At 48.2% G+C, this 15284-nt stretch carries 12 protein-coding genes; 8 read left to right on the top strand and 4 right to left on the bottom strand.

Annotation, left to right across the window (positions count from 1 at the left end):
• Positions 1-74 precede the first annotated feature (74 nt).
• Together ACKTRM_RS15635 and ACKTRM_RS15630 are read left to right on the top strand one after the other, a co-directional pair.
• A complete protein-coding gene (locus ACKTRM_RS15635) occupies positions 75-746 on the top strand; it encodes a DsbA family protein (protein ID WP_012118444.1) in 672 nt (223 codons plus the stop codon).
• On the top strand, positions 736-1155 hold the full coding sequence (locus ACKTRM_RS15630; protein ID WP_012118443.1) for a disulfide oxidoreductase: 420 nt from the start codon (positions 736-738) through the stop codon (positions 1153-1155). Before ACKTRM_RS15635 ends, ACKTRM_RS15630 begins: the two co-directional genes overlap by 11 nt.
• Positions 1156-1188: 33 nt before the next feature.
• Here the strand turns inward: ACKTRM_RS15630 and ACKTRM_RS15625 are convergent, their stop codons facing one another.
• Positions 1189-1989: a zinc-dependent metalloprotease gene (locus ACKTRM_RS15625; protein ID WP_012118442.1), complete on the bottom strand. Its 801-nt coding sequence runs from the start codon at positions 1987-1989 to the stop codon at positions 1189-1191.
• 222 nt (positions 1990-2211) lie between these two features.
• Between ACKTRM_RS15625 and ACKTRM_RS15620 the strand changes: the two genes are divergently transcribed.
• The 5 genes from ACKTRM_RS15620 to ACKTRM_RS15600 all read left to right on the top strand — a co-directional run bounded on the left by ACKTRM_RS15620 (position 2212) and on the right by ACKTRM_RS15600 (position 11417).
• Positions 2212-2820, top strand: coding sequence for a trimeric intracellular cation channel family protein (locus tag ACKTRM_RS15620; RefSeq protein ID WP_012118441.1), 609 nt, complete (start codon positions 2212-2214; stop codon positions 2818-2820).
• Positions 2821-3011: 191 nt separating this feature from the next.
• The gene (gene helD, locus ACKTRM_RS15615) at positions 3012-5327 is read left to right on the top strand and encodes an RNA polymerase recycling motor HelD (protein WP_012118440.1); all 2316 of its coding nucleotides are present in this window, start codon (positions 3012-3014) and stop codon (positions 5325-5327) included.
• A 174-nt stretch (positions 5328-5501) separates the two neighbouring features.
• Entirely contained in the window at positions 5502-7310 is a 1809-nt protein-coding gene (locus ACKTRM_RS15610) for an assimilatory sulfite reductase (NADPH) flavoprotein subunit (RefSeq protein ID WP_012118439.1), read from the top strand.
• A 27-nt stretch (positions 7311-7337) separates the two neighbouring features.
• Entirely contained in the window at positions 7338-9053 is a 1716-nt protein-coding gene (gene cysI, locus ACKTRM_RS15605; protein ID WP_012118438.1) for an assimilatory sulfite reductase (NADPH) hemoprotein subunit, read from the top strand.
• A gap of 348 nt (positions 9054-9401) precedes the next feature.
• Positions 9402-11417: a Na+/H+ antiporter gene (locus ACKTRM_RS15600; RefSeq protein ID WP_012118437.1), complete on the top strand. Its 2016-nt coding sequence runs from the start codon at positions 9402-9404 to the stop codon at positions 11415-11417.
• A 39-nt stretch (positions 11418-11456) separates the two neighbouring features.
• Here the strand turns inward: ACKTRM_RS15600 and ACKTRM_RS15595 are convergent, their stop codons facing one another.
• Positions 11457-11942, bottom strand: coding sequence for a hypothetical protein (locus ACKTRM_RS15595; protein WP_012118436.1), 486 nt, complete (start codon positions 11940-11942; stop codon positions 11457-11459).
• A gap of 221 nt (positions 11943-12163) precedes the next feature.
• Here ACKTRM_RS15595 and ACKTRM_RS15590 point away from each other — a divergent pair, with 221 nt between their 5' ends.
• Positions 12164-12994 (top strand): aldo/keto reductase, encoded by an 831-nt coding sequence (locus ACKTRM_RS15590; protein WP_007410023.1) that lies wholly within the window; start codon positions 12164-12166, stop codon positions 12992-12994.
• 33 nt (positions 12995-13027) lie between these two features.
• Here ACKTRM_RS15590 and ACKTRM_RS15585 read toward each other — a convergent pair whose 3' ends face one another.
• Positions 13028-14173 (bottom strand): ABC transporter permease, encoded by a 1146-nt coding sequence (locus ACKTRM_RS15585; protein ID WP_012118435.1) that lies wholly within the window; start codon positions 14171-14173, stop codon positions 13028-13030.
• Position 14174: 1 nt separating this feature from the next.
• Positions 14175-15269, bottom strand: coding sequence for an ABC transporter permease (locus ACKTRM_RS15580; RefSeq protein ID WP_012118434.1), 1095 nt, complete (start codon positions 15267-15269; stop codon positions 14175-14177).
• Between the last annotated feature and the right edge of the window lie 15 nt (positions 15270-15284).

The raw sequence follows: 15284 nt of genomic DNA, 5'->3' as shown, positions 1-15284 counted from the left end.
TGTCTTGGTAAAATAGAGAAGCGGGCCATCCGGCATCCGCTTCTTTTTTATTTTAAAAACAATGAGGTGTCTGAGTGAAAAAGAAACAATCGTCTGCAAAATTTGCGGTGATTCTGACGTTAATCGTTGTCGTTTTATTTGCGGCCATCGTAATTATTAACAACCAAACGGAAAAAGCGGGCGAAACAGTCGCCGAACAGCCTTCCATTAAAGGACAGCCCGTGCTCGGCAAAGACAGCGCCCCTGTTACGGTAGTTGAATTCGGAGATTACAAGTGTCCGTCATGCAAAGTATTTAACAGCGATATCTTTCCGAAAATCAAAAAAGATTTTATCGATAAAGGCGACGTGAAATTTTCATTTGTGAACGTTATGTACCACGGAAGCGGCTCGCGTCTGGCGGCTCTTGCTTCAGAAGAAGTGTGGAAAGAAGACCCGGCATCATTCTGGGCATTCCATGAAAAGCTGTTTGAACAGCAGCCGTCAAGCGAACAGGAATGGGTCACGCCTGCATTGCTTGAAAAAACGGTCAAAAGCACCGCGAAAAAGGTTGATCCTGACAAGCTGAAGGAAAACCTTGATAAAGAGACATTTGCAAAAGAGCTGAAAGCTGACACTGACCTGAATGATAAATTAAACATTACGGCGACACCGACGATTTATGTAAATGACAAAGTGATTAATGACTTCTCTAAATATGATGAGATTTCAAAAACGATTAAGAAAGAGCTGAAAAATGAAAAATAGAATCGTATTTTTATATGCTTCTTGGGTGATAGCTCTTGCTGCCATGCTCGGCAGCCTATATTTCAGCGAGATCAGAAAATTCATACCGTGCGAGCTGTGCTGGTATCAAAGAATTCTCATGTACCCGCTTGTCCTGATTTTAGGAATCGCCACCTTCCAGGGTGACACGCGCGTGAAAAAATATGTGCTGCCGATGGCCGTCATCGGCGCGTTTATATCGATCATGCATTACCTTGAGCAGAAGGTGCCCGGTTTCAGCGGCATCAAGCCGTGTGTCTACGGCGTGCCTTGCTCATCTGAATATATTAACTGGTTCGGTTTCATTACCATTCCTTTCCTGGCATTGACGGCATTTATTCTCATTATTATCTGCATGTGTTTTGTCAAAACGGAACGCGCGGCAAAATAAAGAGCCTGCTCCATGGGAGCGGCTCTTTTTCTATTATTTGTACCAAGCTTTGTTTGTCGCAATCTGTCTGTTATGGGAGCTGTCCCAAATATCCACGGAATAGGCATAATCATAATTCATGACGCAGCGGATGCCGCTGCCTTGGGCGTCATGCTGAAGTCCGAAGTTATGGGAAAACTCGTGCTGTGCAGCTTTCGCCGTGTTGGCCGTTCCTTGATCAAGGTTCACGCTGAAAGCCGGGCCGCTCGGTTTGCCGTTATATACATACGCGATACCGCCGGCGTCAAAACTTGATTTTGCGGTAAAACCGACGACAAAATGATAATTTTGATTTCTGAAGCTGCCTTGGAGATTCGATAAAATCTGAGAACTGTTTGAGCCGGAGGAATTCCAAGCCTGCACGGCCTGTACGACGAAATCAATGTTGTGATCACGGTTAAAAGCAACATCCGCCTGCTCCACGATCTGGACGATTCGCGTTTGCCAGTCGCTGTATTTGGCGCGGTATTCAGCGTCCGCCACCGCCAGCACTCTGACCTTCTGGCTGCCCGTGCTGGCTTTAGTCGAGGCTTTATCCTGACTGACATTGGCATTGAATCGTTTCGTGCCGACCTGCTTGCCGTTTTCATCCAGAATTTTTGTGCCAACCGTCTGTTCGACTTGGACCGGGCCCTTCAGATCTTTAAAATGATCGGCTTTCGGAAGCGGGTCCGTATACACCGTTTTCGCCGGCTCCGCATGAGTGTGCGAATGCGTATGGCTTTCGGCTGACGGCAGGCCGGGAATTAATCCGGCGGCCAATAAAACAGGAAAAACAAGTGAACTGATTTTCATCTCATAACCCCCTTTTTGTTAGAGAAAGTATTCAATGAAACTTCCAATAAACCTCCCAAAATAGTATAAAATAGGTAAATATTCTTGCTCCCAGCCGTTGCGGGTGAGGTTGTCCCGGGTTAGGAATCAGAATCTTTCAAAAATAAGGTTGATTTTAAGAGAAAGCGATTATAAAATCTAATGGTCGTCAGAAAATTTAACAAATAAAAAGGAGCATATGGAATGGCCTGGGAGCTGCTTAGTGTAATCGGCATCATTGCGTTTGCGGTCAGCGGAGCGATTGTTGCGATGGAAGAGGAGTATGATATTTTAGGCGTGTATATCTTGGGGATTGTAACGGCGTTCGGCGGAGGAGCGATCCGAAATCTGCTGATCGGTGTTCCGGTCTCCGCCTTGTGGGAGCAAGGCGCGTTTTTTCAAATCGCTCTCACATCAGTTACGATTGTCTTTTTGTTTCCGAAGCTGCTGTTAAGGCATTGGAGTAAATGGGGCAACCTATCCGATGCCATCGGGCTTTCGGCGTTTGCCATCCAAGGCGCTTTATATGCCGTGAAAATGGGCCATCCGCTCAGTGCGGTGATTGCGGCAGCGGTCCTGACCGGCAGCGGGGGCGGCATCATACGGGATTTGCTCGCGGGCAGGAAGCCGCTTGTGCTCAAGGCGGAAATTTATGCAGTCTGGGCCGCGCTCGGAGGGTTAATCGTCGGCTTGGGCTGGCTGGGAAATTCGTTTGGGTTGTACGTTCTGTTTTTCGTGCTTGTTGTTTGCCGCGTTTGTTCCTATATGTTTAAGTGGCAGCTGCCAAACCGTTCTTTTCGTTTAGATAACTAACATCAAAAAAACCGATTTCAAAGCGAAATCGGTTTTTTTGCATATAAATAACCCATATCTTGATTGATATTGGGTGAATGTGCTAAGATGAATTGTATTTGCCTATTTTATTATATATTAATTATATGTATCCAATTTTATTTTACAGTATTTCGTATGTGTTTGTCAACTATTTTCTGGAGGTGCCGTTCATGAATCAGCAGGATAAGGAATGGAAGGAAGAGCAGTCAAGAATAGATGAAGTGCTGAAGGAGCTCCGCAAAAAAGAGCGGTCTCTGGAAACATCATCGGGCGGATTGAAGCAGGATATTGTCGGGCTGAGAAAAACGTTTTGGGATGATGTCACCGTGAATATGGATGACGCCCACGAAGCGGCTGAGACATTTTCAAGCATTAAACAGCAGGCGGAAATGCTTTCAGAACGTGAACGGACGCATCGGCTTCAATACCGGCAGCTTCAAAAAATCCAAAAGCTGAAAACCTCTCCTTACTTCGGCCGTGTCGATTTTACGGAAAAAGGGGAGTCCTCTTCCGAGCGGATTTATATCGGGCTGACTTCTTTGATGGATGAAAACAACGAGCAATTTCTCATTTATGATTGGCGCGCGCCCATCTCATCTCTTTACTATCAATATTCCCCGGGAAAAGCCCGCTATGAAGTTCCCGAAGAAACGATAGAAGGAGACATCACACTGAAGCGGCAGTTTATCATTAAAAACGGGACGCTTAAAGCGATGTTTAACACGGATATGACGATTGGTGACGAAATGCTGCAAGAGGTGCTGAGCGGGCATTCCGGACAGCATATGAAAAACATCGTGTCAACCATCCAAAAAGAACAGAACGAAATCATCCGGGATGAAAAAAGCAAATATCTCATCGTTCAGGGAGCCGCCGGAAGCGGGAAAACATCCGCGGCGCTTCAGCGGGCCGCTTACTTGCTGTACCGCGGGCGCGGGGTGCTTGATGCCCGTCAGATTGTATTGTTTTCCCCGAACATTTTGTTCAACAGTTATGTTTCCGCCGTATTGCCGGAATTGGGAGAAGAGAATATGGAGCAGGCCACCTTTCAGGAATATATCATCCGCCGGCTCGGACGAAAGTTTGATTGTGAAAGCCCGTACGAGCAGCTTGAATATTGCCTGACTGAACAAAATCAGGACGCACTTTCCGTAAGGCTCGCAGCCATTGCTTACAAAGCGTCATCAGCTTTCCAGGCCATGATTGACCGCTACGCCTGCTCGCTTTCCGGCTCGGGCCTGATGTGTAAACAGATCAGCTTCCGGGGAGACATCCTGATTTCAAAAGAACGGATTGAAGCCTATTTTTATTCGCTTGATCAGCAGCTGCCGATTCCGAACAGAGCGGAGCTGACAGCGGAATGGCTTCTCGCGGAAATCAGCGCTCTCGAAAAAAAGGAGCGTAAGAAGGAATGGGTCTTGCAGGAGAGCGAGCTGCTTGATAAGGAAGACTATGCTGAGGTTTATCAAACACTCAAGAAGCAGGCGGCAGATGATGAACCTGCATTTGACGACCATCAGCGCGAACAGCGGCTGCTTGGCGCCATTATTGTCGGCAAAGCCTTTAAACCGATTAAGCAGGCCGTCAGACGGCTCGGCTTTCTCGATATAAAACGGATGTATCTCCGGCTGTTTTCAGACTGGGGAGCTGATGAAAAGCCCGATCATTGGGAGAGCATCGGCGCTTTGACCAGAAACGCATTTGCAGAACGGTCACTTCCGTATGAAGATGCCGCTCCGTATCTGTATTTGCAGGATCTGTTAGAAGGAAAAAGAAAAAACACACAAATGAAGCACGTCTTCATTGATGAAGCGCAGGATTATTCCCCATTTCAGCTCACGTATATTCAAAGCATCTTCCCAGCGGCAAAGATGACGGTGCTCGGTGATGTCAGCCAGTCGATTTATGCCCACACCATTACGGGCCCTTCTTCCCTCGCCGGCTGCTTTCGCAATGGTGCAGAAAAGTATGTCAGCCTGAAGCGGACTTACAGATCGACGCGGCAGATTGTTGAATTTACGAAAGCGCTGCTGGCTGACGGCGATGACATTGAGCCTTTTAACCGGAACGGGGAAAAACCGCGTGTTTTGCGGACGGATACAGAAAATGCGCGGCAGGAACAATTGGCGGATACAATCCGGGAGCTCAGACAAAAAGGCTGGGAGACGGTCGCCGTCATCTGCAAAACGGCCGCGGAAGCCAAAAAAGTGTTTCAGGCGGTCAGCGCCGAGAGCGGTGTCCGCTTGATCAATAAAGAAAACCAGCCTTTTCAAAAAGGGGTATGCGTCATTCCCGTTTATTTGGCAAAAGGCATTGAGTTTGACGCCGTCATTGCCGCTGATGCCTCTGCTGCCCAGTACAAAAGCGAACATGACCGTAAGCTGTTATATACGGCCTGTACGCGGGCGATGCATCATCTGACCGTATTGTCTCCGGGAGAACACTCTCCTTTTATTAAAGAAGTGCCCGCCGGCTTATTCGTGTAAGCCCTTTGCCAAGTGCAAAGGGCTTTTTATCATTAGTAATCTTAATCGTTGTCATCATGATTATATATTTTACTTACATACAAACTTTCGGTAAAGTTTCAATTAGAATATTATTTTGACAATTCCTATAGAAATAACGTACGTTACGTTTAATTCCTTGTGAGGTGGATATCGTTGCAACTTCAGGTCATGAACAGTCCGTTTAATCAGGAGCAGGCAGAGCTCCTTAACCGCCTTCTGCCGACCTTGACAGAATCACAGAAAATCTGGCTGAGCGGTTATTTGGCTGCGGCCCGGTCCGAATCCGGTGAAACAGCCGCACCCGCTGCTCCGGCTCCTGCAGAAAGCCCGGCAGTCTCAAGAGAAGTGACCGTATTATACGGATCGCAAACGGGAAATGCGGAAGGTCTTGCGAAACAGACGGTAAAGACGCTTGAGGAACGGGGATTCCAGGTCACCGTCGCGTCGATGAACGATTTCAAGCCGAATAATCTGAAAAAAGTAAATAATTTACTGATCGTGGTGAGCACGCACGGAGAAGGCGATCCGCCGGATAACGCGCTGGCCTTTCATGAATTTCTTCACGGCAGACGCGCGCCGAAGCTTGAAGCGCTCCGTTACTCCGTTTTGGCGCTCGGGGACAGCTCGTATGAATTTTTCTGCCAGACCGGCAAAGAGTTTGACGAGCGTCTTCAAGAGCTCGGCGGCACCCAGCTTGCGCCGCGGGTTGATTGCGATCTTGATTATGATGAGCCGTTTTCTGAATGGCTTGACGCGGTCATCGGCGGTTTGAACGAAGGAGCGGGAAATCAAACAGCCGAAGCGCCTGCCGAGACGCCGGCTCTCGGTGAATCCGTTTATTCCAGAACGAACCCGTTTCGGGCGGAGGTTCTTGAGAACATCAATCTGAACGGACGCGGTTCGAATAAAGAGACACGCCATCTTGAGCTTTCGCTTGAAGGGTCGGGTCTCTCGTATCAGCCCGGAGACAGCCTCGGCATCTATCCGGAAAATGATCCGGCGCTCGTTGATGAGCTGATCAATGAGCTGAAATGGGACCCAAAACAGGAAGTGGCGGTGAATAAACAAGGAGAGCGCCTCCCGCTGAAAGATGCGCTTACTTCTCATTTTGAAATAACCGTTTTAACAAAACCGTTCCTGCAAAAGGCCGCACAGTTTACGGCTGACCAAAAGCTGAGTGAACTTCTGGCCGAAGGAAACGAAGAGCAGCTGAAAGCGTACATCAACGGCCGTGATCTGCTTGATCTCGTCCGGGATTTCGGTCCGTGGGAAGCGACAGCGGAAGACTTTCTTTCCATCCTGCGTAAAATGCCGGCCCGGCTCTATTCGATCGCAAGCAGTTTAGAAGCGAATCCGGAAGAGGTGCATCTGACAATCGGAGCGGTCAGATATGACGCGCACGGCAGAGAACGAAAAGGCGTCTGCAGCATTCTTTGTGCGGAAAGACTCCAGCCGGGAGATACGCTTCCGATTTACATTCAGCACAACCAAAACTTCAAGCTGCCGGAAAATCCGGATACACCGATCATTATGGTCGGGCCGGGGACAGGCATCGCGCCGTTCCGTTCCTTTATGCAGGAGCGTGAAGAAACCGGAGCTGAAGGGAAAACATGGCTGTTTTTCGGGGATCAGCACTTTGTCACTGATTTTCTGTACCAGACGGAATGGCAAAAATGGCTGCAAAACGGTGTTCTCACAAAAATGGACGTCGCTTTTTCCCGGGATTCGGAGGAAAAAGTATATGTGCAGCACCGCATGAAAGAACAAAGCAAAGAGCTTTATGAATGGCTGCAGCAGGGAGCCTCCGTATACATCTGCGGTGATGAACAGCATATGGCGCATGACGTGCACCAGGCGCTTCTCGATATCATTCAGGAAGAAGGCGGCATGAGCCGTGAAAAAGCGGAAAGCTTCCTGGCAGACATGCAGCAGAAAAAACGCTATCAGCGTGACGTATATTGATTTTGGTTTGAAAGGAGCTTATTCAGCATGGTGAACAACATTTTAAAAGCGCCGGAAGGCCCTCCAAGTGATGTTGAGGAAATTAAAGAAAAAAGTGATTATTTGCGCGGCACATTGAAAGAAGTCATGCTCGACCGGATTTCAGCCGGCATCCCGGACGATGACAACCGGCTGATGAAGCATCACGGAAGCTACTTGCAGGATGACCGCGATCTCCGTAATGAACGTCAAAAACAAAAGCTTGAACCGGCTTATCAGTTCATGCTGCGCGTTCGGATGCCAGGCGGCGTGTCAACTCCGGAACAATGGCTTGTCATGGATGAACTGGCGCAAAAATACGGAAACAATACATTGAAGCTGACAACGCGTGAAACGTTCCAAATGCACGGAATTTTAAAATGGAACATGAAAAAAACGATTCAGAAAATCAATGCGGCGCTGCTTGATACCATTGCGGCCTGCGGAGATGTCAACCGAAACGTCATGTGCGCTTCAAATCCGCACCAGTCTGAAATTCATGCGGAAGTATACGAATGGTCGAAGAAATTGAGCGATGACCTTCTTCCGCGCACGAGAGCCTATCATGAAATCTGGCTTGATGAGGAACGTGTGGCGGGCACTCCTGACACGGAAACGGAACCGATGTACGGGCCGCTGTACCTGCCGCGGAAATTCAAAATCGGAATCGCCGTGCCTCCGTCCAATGATATCGATGTCTATTCTCAAGATCTCGGCTTCATTGCCATCGTGGAGGAAGGCCGTCTTATCGGATTCAACGTTGCAATCGGCGGCGGTATGGGAATGACGCACGGCGATACGGCCACTTATCCGCAGCTTTCAAAAGTCATCGGCTTCTGCAAACCGGAGCAGCTGTATGATGTAGCGGAAAAAACCATTACGATTCAGCGCGATTACGGAAACCGTTCCGTCAGAAAGAATGCCAGATTCAAGTACACTGTTGACCGTCTCGGGCTGGAAAACGTAAAAGCCGAGCTGGAAAACCGCCTCGGCTGGCAGCTGGATGAAGCGAAACCTTATCATTTTGACCATAACGGCGACCGTTACGGATGGGTGAAGGGTGTAAAAGGTAAATGGCACTTTACGATGTTTATCGAAGGCGGCCGCGTCACGGACTATGAGAATTATAAGCTGATGACGGGATTGCGTGAAATCGCCAAAGTCCATACGGGAGATTTCCGTCTCACCTCTAATCAAAACCTGATTATCGGCAATGTCTCGAGCCAGAAAAAGAAACAAATCAGCGCATTAATCGAACAATACGGTCTGACAGACGGCCGGCAGCATTCCGCCCTCCGCCGCAGTTCAATGGCTTGCGTCGCGCTTCCGACATGCGGGCTCGCCATGGCCGAAGCCGAGCGGTATCTGCCGAAATTGATTGATAAGATTGAAGACATTGTTGACGAAAACGGGCTGCGGGATGAAGAAATCACCATCCGTATGACCGGATGCCCGAATGGCTGCGCCCGCCATGCGCTCGGCGAAATCGGATTTATCGGAAAGGCGCCCGGAAAATATAATATGTATTTAGGAGCGGCGTTTGACGGCAGCCGTTTGAGCAAAATGTACCGGGAAAATATCGGTGAAGAGGAAATTCTGAGTGAGCTTCGCACCATTCTCCCGCGCTACGCGAAAGAGCGTGAGGAAGGCGAACACTTCGGCGATTTCGTCATCCGCGCCGGCATCATTAAAGCGACGACAGACGGCACGAATTTTCACGAATAAGATGAGCACTTAAAACCAAGGATAGAGACACACTGACGGTGCGTTCTCTATCCATTACTAAGAAGCATAAACGCTGCATCGCGTCATGAAACAGATGACGCAGCTTGCGAAAAAGCCTGTTTTCAGAGAAAACAGGCTTTTTCTTTTTCCGGAAAAAATGTAGCTGAAGGCAAAAAAAGTTCCCCGTGAGCACGTTATGAGAAATTTTAAATAAAAACGGGTAAAATAAAAGAAGAATGGTTGCGTGCGGAAAATATATTGAATCTGCCCGATCATCGGCTCCGGCCTTTGGCAAAGGCAGAGATCAGGCAATAATGATATGATGCAGCAGATGAAGGAGGTCATGCTTTGGACATATTTTTAGTCGTACTCGTACTTTTAACCATCATCGCGATCTCAAATATCGTAAATCGGTTTGTCCCCTTTATCCCGGTGCCTTTGATTCAGGTGGCGCTCGGTATCATTGCGGCGTCATTTCCGCAGGGGCTTCACTTTGAACTGAATACCGAATTGTTTTTTGTTTTGTTTATCGCTCCGCTGCTTTTTAACGATGGAAAACGGACGCCGCGTGCGGAACTTTGGAATTTAAGAGCGCCGATTCTGCTGCTTGCGCTCGGGCTCGTGTTTGCCACGGTGATTGTCGGCGGTTACACGATTCATTGGATGATTCCGAGCATTCCGCTGGCTGCCGCGTTCGGGCTGGCGGCGATACTGTCACCGACTGACGTTGTCGCGGTCAGCGCGCTGTCAGGGCGAGTGAAGATGCCAAAAGGCATTCTGCGTCTCCTTGAAGGAGAAGGACTGATGAATGACGCATCCGGCCTGGTCGCTTTTAAATTTGCGATTGCGGCTGCCGTGACGGGCGCATTTTCGCTGGCGCAGGCCGCCTTCAGTTTCGTTCTGATTTCAGCCGGCGGTTTACTCAGCGGTGTCGTCATTTCTTTTTTGATTATCCGTTTCCGGCTGTTTTTGCGCCGCCTCGGCATGCAGGATGTCACGATGCATATGCTGATTCAAATTCTGACGCCGTTCGTCATCTATCTCGCGGCTGAAGAAATCGGCGTTTCCGGCATTTTAGCTGTTGTGGCCGGCGGCATCACGCATGCGGTGGAGCAGGACCGTCTTGAATCAACGATGGTCAAACTGCAAATCGTCTCTTCAAGTACGTGGAATATTATTTTGTTCATTCTGAACGGTCTTGTTTTCGTTATTTTAGGGGCGCAAATACCGGATGTGGTTTCCGTCATCTTTAATGATACCGCGTTTAACAATATGATGGTCATCGGGTACATTATCGTCATTACGCTGACGTTAATGATTCTCAGGTTTTTGTGGGTGCTGTTTTTTTGGAACGGCAAGTGGTTTTTTAATAAGGATCAGAGCATTTATAAACCCGGCCTGCGCTCGACCCTGCTGATTTCGGTTTCAGGCGTCAGGGGAGCGGTCACGCTTGCGGGTTCCTTTTCCATTCCTTACGTGCTCTCTGACGGCTCACCGTTTCCTGAACGGAATTTGATTCTCTTTTTAGCCGCGGGTGTTATTATGTGCACATTGGTGCTGGCGACAATTGTACTGCCGATTTTGACAGATAAGCCGGAAGACAATGTGAAAGAGAAGAAAGTCAAATTGCTGACAGCGAGACGGAAGCTGATAAAGGCTGCCTTAACCGCCATTAAAGAAAATATGAATGAGACAAACAAAACGGCTTCTTTTGCGGTCATTGCCGAATACAATGAGAAAATGAAAAATCTCAGATTTCAGCAGTTCACCGTCAAAAACCGCACGAAAAAAGATGAGCGGAAAGTCCGCGCCCAAGGGATACAGGCTGAACAGGAAGAATTGCTGCGGCTGATTGAGCGGGGCGACATACCGGAAGAAACGGCTGACAGCCTTCAGGAACGGTTTGATGAACTGGAAGTGCTGTATACGAATCCGTTTAAAGTCGGCTTATCTAAGAAAAAGCTGAAACGCCTGATGTACTGGATCTTTTTCGGTGAACAAAAAAAGCCGGAAATGACGATTTTAAATGAAGAAGGCCTCATCCGCGCCACAAGGGTTAAAACGGCAAAAGCGGCCATTGAAAGCCTGAAAAAACACATGACTGAAGAAAATAAAGATGTGACGCTTGCCGTCATTTCCTTTTACAATCACCTGATTTTCAGGCTGGGGCACTCGTATCACGAACAGAATCCGAGCCGCCGTTTTGAAAATCAAAAACTCGAAATCAAACTGCGGGCCGTGCAGGCCATCCGCAACGAAATCCAAACATTGTTCGAAGAGCGGGAAATTTCCCGCGATATGTCACATGAGCTTCGCCAATACATCAATGATGTGGAAGCGGCCATGCTTGACGGAGATGAATAAATCAAAAAAGTCCGGCATCTGTCGCCGGACTTTTTTTGATTACGGACGATGGAATTCGACGTGATCGCCGTCGCGGTCAAACCAGCCTCTGAAGGCCCAGTTGATCCAGCCGCCATCACCTTTATTGGTGAAGCTTCCGTCTTCAAACACCCAAATGCCGTACGTGATGCCGTCATAAACGGCGGAACCGTAAAACTGAACGCCGTTAAAATGATCTTCATATTCCTGGCTTAAATTAAACACCATGACGTTATATTTTTGTCCGGAAGCGTAGAATGAAGATTCCATTAAGTTTTTGACGAAGCCGTCACGGTTTTGCGCCGACTTAATCGCGTCAGCAATCGAATTGCCGATGCCGAGCAGGTCAACGTCAATGTTTAATCCGACATCTTTTGCTGAGGCATCTGATGATTGCTGTGCCATGTTTTGAGGGACCGGGGTTTCTTTTGCGGATACAAAGGACAGAGGAGTCAGAGACAAAGCGGCGCCAAGGGCAACGGACATCGGGATACGCATACGTTTCATATGATTTCCTCCTTCAATTGTGTGGTGGCTACAGTAGCGATTTACCCGGACAGTTACCCGGTTAACCGGAATTTTTGAAAAATAGGAAAATAATAACGGAAGTGGTGCTTGGGCACTAAAGATGGTTTTTGTGATGACGATGAGCGTATAATTGGTTTCTTACAGCGGAAATGTGAGATAATAATAACCGTTTACATAATGACTAGAAAGGATGGTTCAACGTGGCAAAAAGCTTAAAAGATACTGTAAAGCTTCATAATGGCGTTGAAATGCCGTGGTTCGGCCTTGGCGTCTTCAAGGTGGAAAACGGAAGCGTAGCGGCGGACTCCGTCGAAGCGGCAATCAGAAACGGCTACCGCAGCATTGATACGGCGGCTATTTACAAAAATGAAGAGGGTGTCGGCGAAGGCATCAGAGCTGCGGGCGTTGCCAGAGAAGAGCTGTTCATCACGTCAAAAGTGTGGAATGAAGATCAAGGATACGAAACGACACTTGACGCGTTTGAGAAAAGCCTTGAGCGCCTCGGCCTCGATTACCTCGACCTTTACCTGATTCACTGGCCGGGCAAGGATAAATATAAAGACACATGGCGCGCTCTTGAAAAGCTGTACAAAGACGGTAAAATCCGCGCAATCGGCGTCAGCAACTTCCAAGTGCATCATTTAGAAGAACTGCTGAAAGATGCTGAAATCAAGCCGATGGTCAACCAGATTGAATTCCACCCGCGCCTGACTCAAAAAGAAGTAAGAGATTTCTGCAAAGCGCAGGGCATTCAAGTGGAAGCATGGTCTCCATTGATGCAGGGACAGCTCCTCGATAACGAAGTGCTGTCACAAATTGCGGAAAAACATAACAAATCGGTTGCTCAAGTGATTTTGCGCTGGGATCTTCAGAACGAAGTCGTTACCATTCCGAAATCGATTAAAGAGCACCGCATCATAGAAAATGCCGATATTTTTGATTTCGAACTGTCACAGGAAGAAATGGAAAAGATCAGCGCATTGAACAAAGACGAGCGTGTCGGCCCGAATCCGGACGAGCTTCTGTTCTAAGAAAAAAACAGCCCTTTACGGGGCTGTTTTTCTTTACATAAATGTCTGTGTCTGACGTTTTACGCTGAACCTGTATGCGGCTATTAATAACAGGGCGGCGGCGAAGGCTCCCAAAATGATGATGTTCAGCATCAGGCTTTGGAACGTGCGGCCTTGCTGCAATTGATCCACCGTATCGAGCACCCAGCGCTGAGGCAGAAATTCGGCGATTGTCTGCACCGTTTTCGGCATAATATTGCCCGGAAAGAAGCAGCCGGCCAGCAAGCATGTCGGCACGACGATCAAATTCAAAAGCGCCGATGCCGAAGCGCTGCTATTGGAAAAACCGACGGCAATAAAGGCGACCCCGATCGCGCTTAATGCAAACAGCATCATCAGGACGAACAGCTGCCACAGCGGGAATGACGGATGAATATGAAAAGCGGCGCCCATAAAGAGAACGGCGAATAGAATTTGGACGGCCATGATAATGATATTCACCGCCGCGTTCGCCAATACATACTGCTTTGATGTGATCGGCGTTGACAGAAGCCTGTAGTATGTCCTGTTTTCTCTCTCTTTAATCATTAGTTCCGTCAGGTTGCCTGCGGAATAGAGCATAATGATAATGAGATACCCGATGACTGAGTAAGTCATTTCTTTATGGTTCGATGTATCTTGTAAAACAGCGGACTCCGTTTGAATGGGAGAATGCTTGAAATCGGCGTACATCGCCTGAAAGGCCTTTGCGTCTCCGCCGGAGGATTTGCCGATTGAGGCGATGCTGTTCATATAATTGTACAAATAAGAGCTGACATATCCGGTGACCTGGGCGCCTTTCAGCGAGGTCATGCCGATGTGAGACGGTTTCCCGTCTTTTACGCTTTGGGAGAAGCCTTTTTCAAACGTAATGAGCGCCTCCATTTTTCCTGAAGCGATCTTTGATGTGGCGGACGCAGCCGTTTCCTCCGAAATCTTCACATGATCCAGTCCTTTTAAAAACGCGGCCGTATCCTGCGCCACTTCTCCGCCGTCTTGATCGAGAATGCCGATATTGAGCGTTTCGGCTCCGCCGTTGGCATTGGTCATGAAGGAGAGGAAGACGCCGATCAGCGGAGCCCCGATATAAAGAATGAGCTGTTTTTTGCTTTTTGTAATCCCTTTGAGAGTGTGCGCAAACAGCCACCAGAAGTTTTTCATATTACAGTCCCTCCCGTCTTTGAAACGTAAATGCGGCGATCAGCAAAAAGAGTGCCGCCAATGCTGTATTTAAACCGAGTGCAGGCCATGCCGCTGATACATCATTTGCGTAAATGATGCTGTTAATCGCCTTATTGATCCAGGATAAGGGCGACAGGGCGGAAATTCCTCCGCCTTCATATTTGTAATAGGCGCCGCCGATAATGGACATCACCTGAACGATGATGACGGTGATTAATCTGGCGCTTTCGGGTTTTCTGGTCAAATAGCTCAGGCTGAGTCCGAAGCTGACGGCCAAAAGAATTTCAGAAACGAGAATCAAAAGCACAAGTCCCATGTGGCTGCCCCAATTCGCTTTTAAGATAAATTTGCTGAAGGCGACAACGGCAAGAATCGTCAGAACATTCACAGCCAAAATGCCGAGCATCTTTCCGAGAAAGATATCGCTTTTCCGGAGCGGGGCGGCGATCAGGCGATCTGCGGTGTGCCGTATTCTTTCCCCGCGGAATAAGCTGCTTGCAAAAATCGAGGCGTACAGCCCGATCATCGTCGTCATGGATATCGCGTAAAAATCTTTCGCTTTCGGTTCTTTCGCTTTGTGTAAAGACGTCTGCTTCATATAATCGCTTTTGATTTGTCCGGCGGAAGGCGCCTTATGCGCCTTGTAAGCGGCGGCGCCTGCTTTGTATTGATTGGTAAAAGCGGTCAGCATGCCTTGGACGATCGTGCCGTTTATGCCGCTCCGGTCATTTGTATAGACTTGAAAACCGGTGTTTTTTACAGTGACGAAAGCATCCGCCTGATTTTCTCGAACCTCGTTTTTGCCTTTTGCCTCCGTGTCCGCTTTTTGAAAATAGACATGCTCTTTTTTGGCGGCTTTCATAAACTCAGTGAAATCATGAGAAAGAGGGCCGTTTGACTGGTCCGTATATACGACCTTGATGTTCCCGACCGTCACCTCTGAATCAAAGGCGTTTGATAATGCCGCAGTGAAAATCAGCATGAAGACGATCGGAAAAGCAAGCATGAAAATAAAAGTCCGTCTGTCGCGGAAACTGATTTTGATTTCTTTCCCGGCGATGTGCAGAATATTCATTTGCAATCCTCCTTT

This window comes from Bacillus sp. D7-8 (genome assembly GCF_052055895.1).
GTDB classification, from domain to species: Bacteria; Bacillota; Bacilli; order Bacillales; family Bacillaceae; genus Bacillus; species Bacillus velezensis.
This window is presented reverse-complemented; position numbering and strand designations above follow the sequence as displayed.

Excerpts from the sequence above, each read along its gene's own strand:
- ACKTRM_RS15630 (WP_012118443.1), top strand. The coding sequence starts at position 736 with ATGAAAAATAGAATCGTATTTTTATATGCTTCTTGGGTGATAGCTCTT.
- ACKTRM_RS15625 (WP_012118442.1), bottom strand. The coding sequence starts at position 1,989 with ATGAAAATCAGTTCACTTGTTTTTCCTGTTTTATTGGCCGCCGGATTA.
- ACKTRM_RS15620 (WP_012118441.1), top strand. The coding sequence starts at position 2,212 with ATGGCCTGGGAGCTGCTTAGTGTAATCGGCATCATTGCGTTTGCGGTC.
- helD (WP_012118440.1), top strand. The coding sequence starts at position 3,012 with ATGAATCAGCAGGATAAGGAATGGAAGGAAGAGCAGTCAAGAATAGAT.
- cysI (WP_012118438.1), top strand. The coding sequence starts at position 7,338 with ATGGTGAACAACATTTTAAAAGCGCCGGAAGGCCCTCCAAGTGATGTT.
- ACKTRM_RS15595 (WP_012118436.1), bottom strand. The coding sequence starts at position 11,942 with ATGAAACGTATGCGTATCCCGATGTCCGTTGCCCTTGGCGCCGCTTTG.
- ACKTRM_RS15585 (WP_012118435.1), bottom strand. The coding sequence starts at position 14,173 with ATGAAAAACTTCTGGTGGCTGTTTGCGCACACTCTCAAAGGGATTACA.
- ACKTRM_RS15580 (WP_012118434.1), bottom strand. The coding sequence starts at position 15,269 with ATGAATATTCTGCACATCGCCGGGAAAGAAATCAAAATCAGTTTCCGC.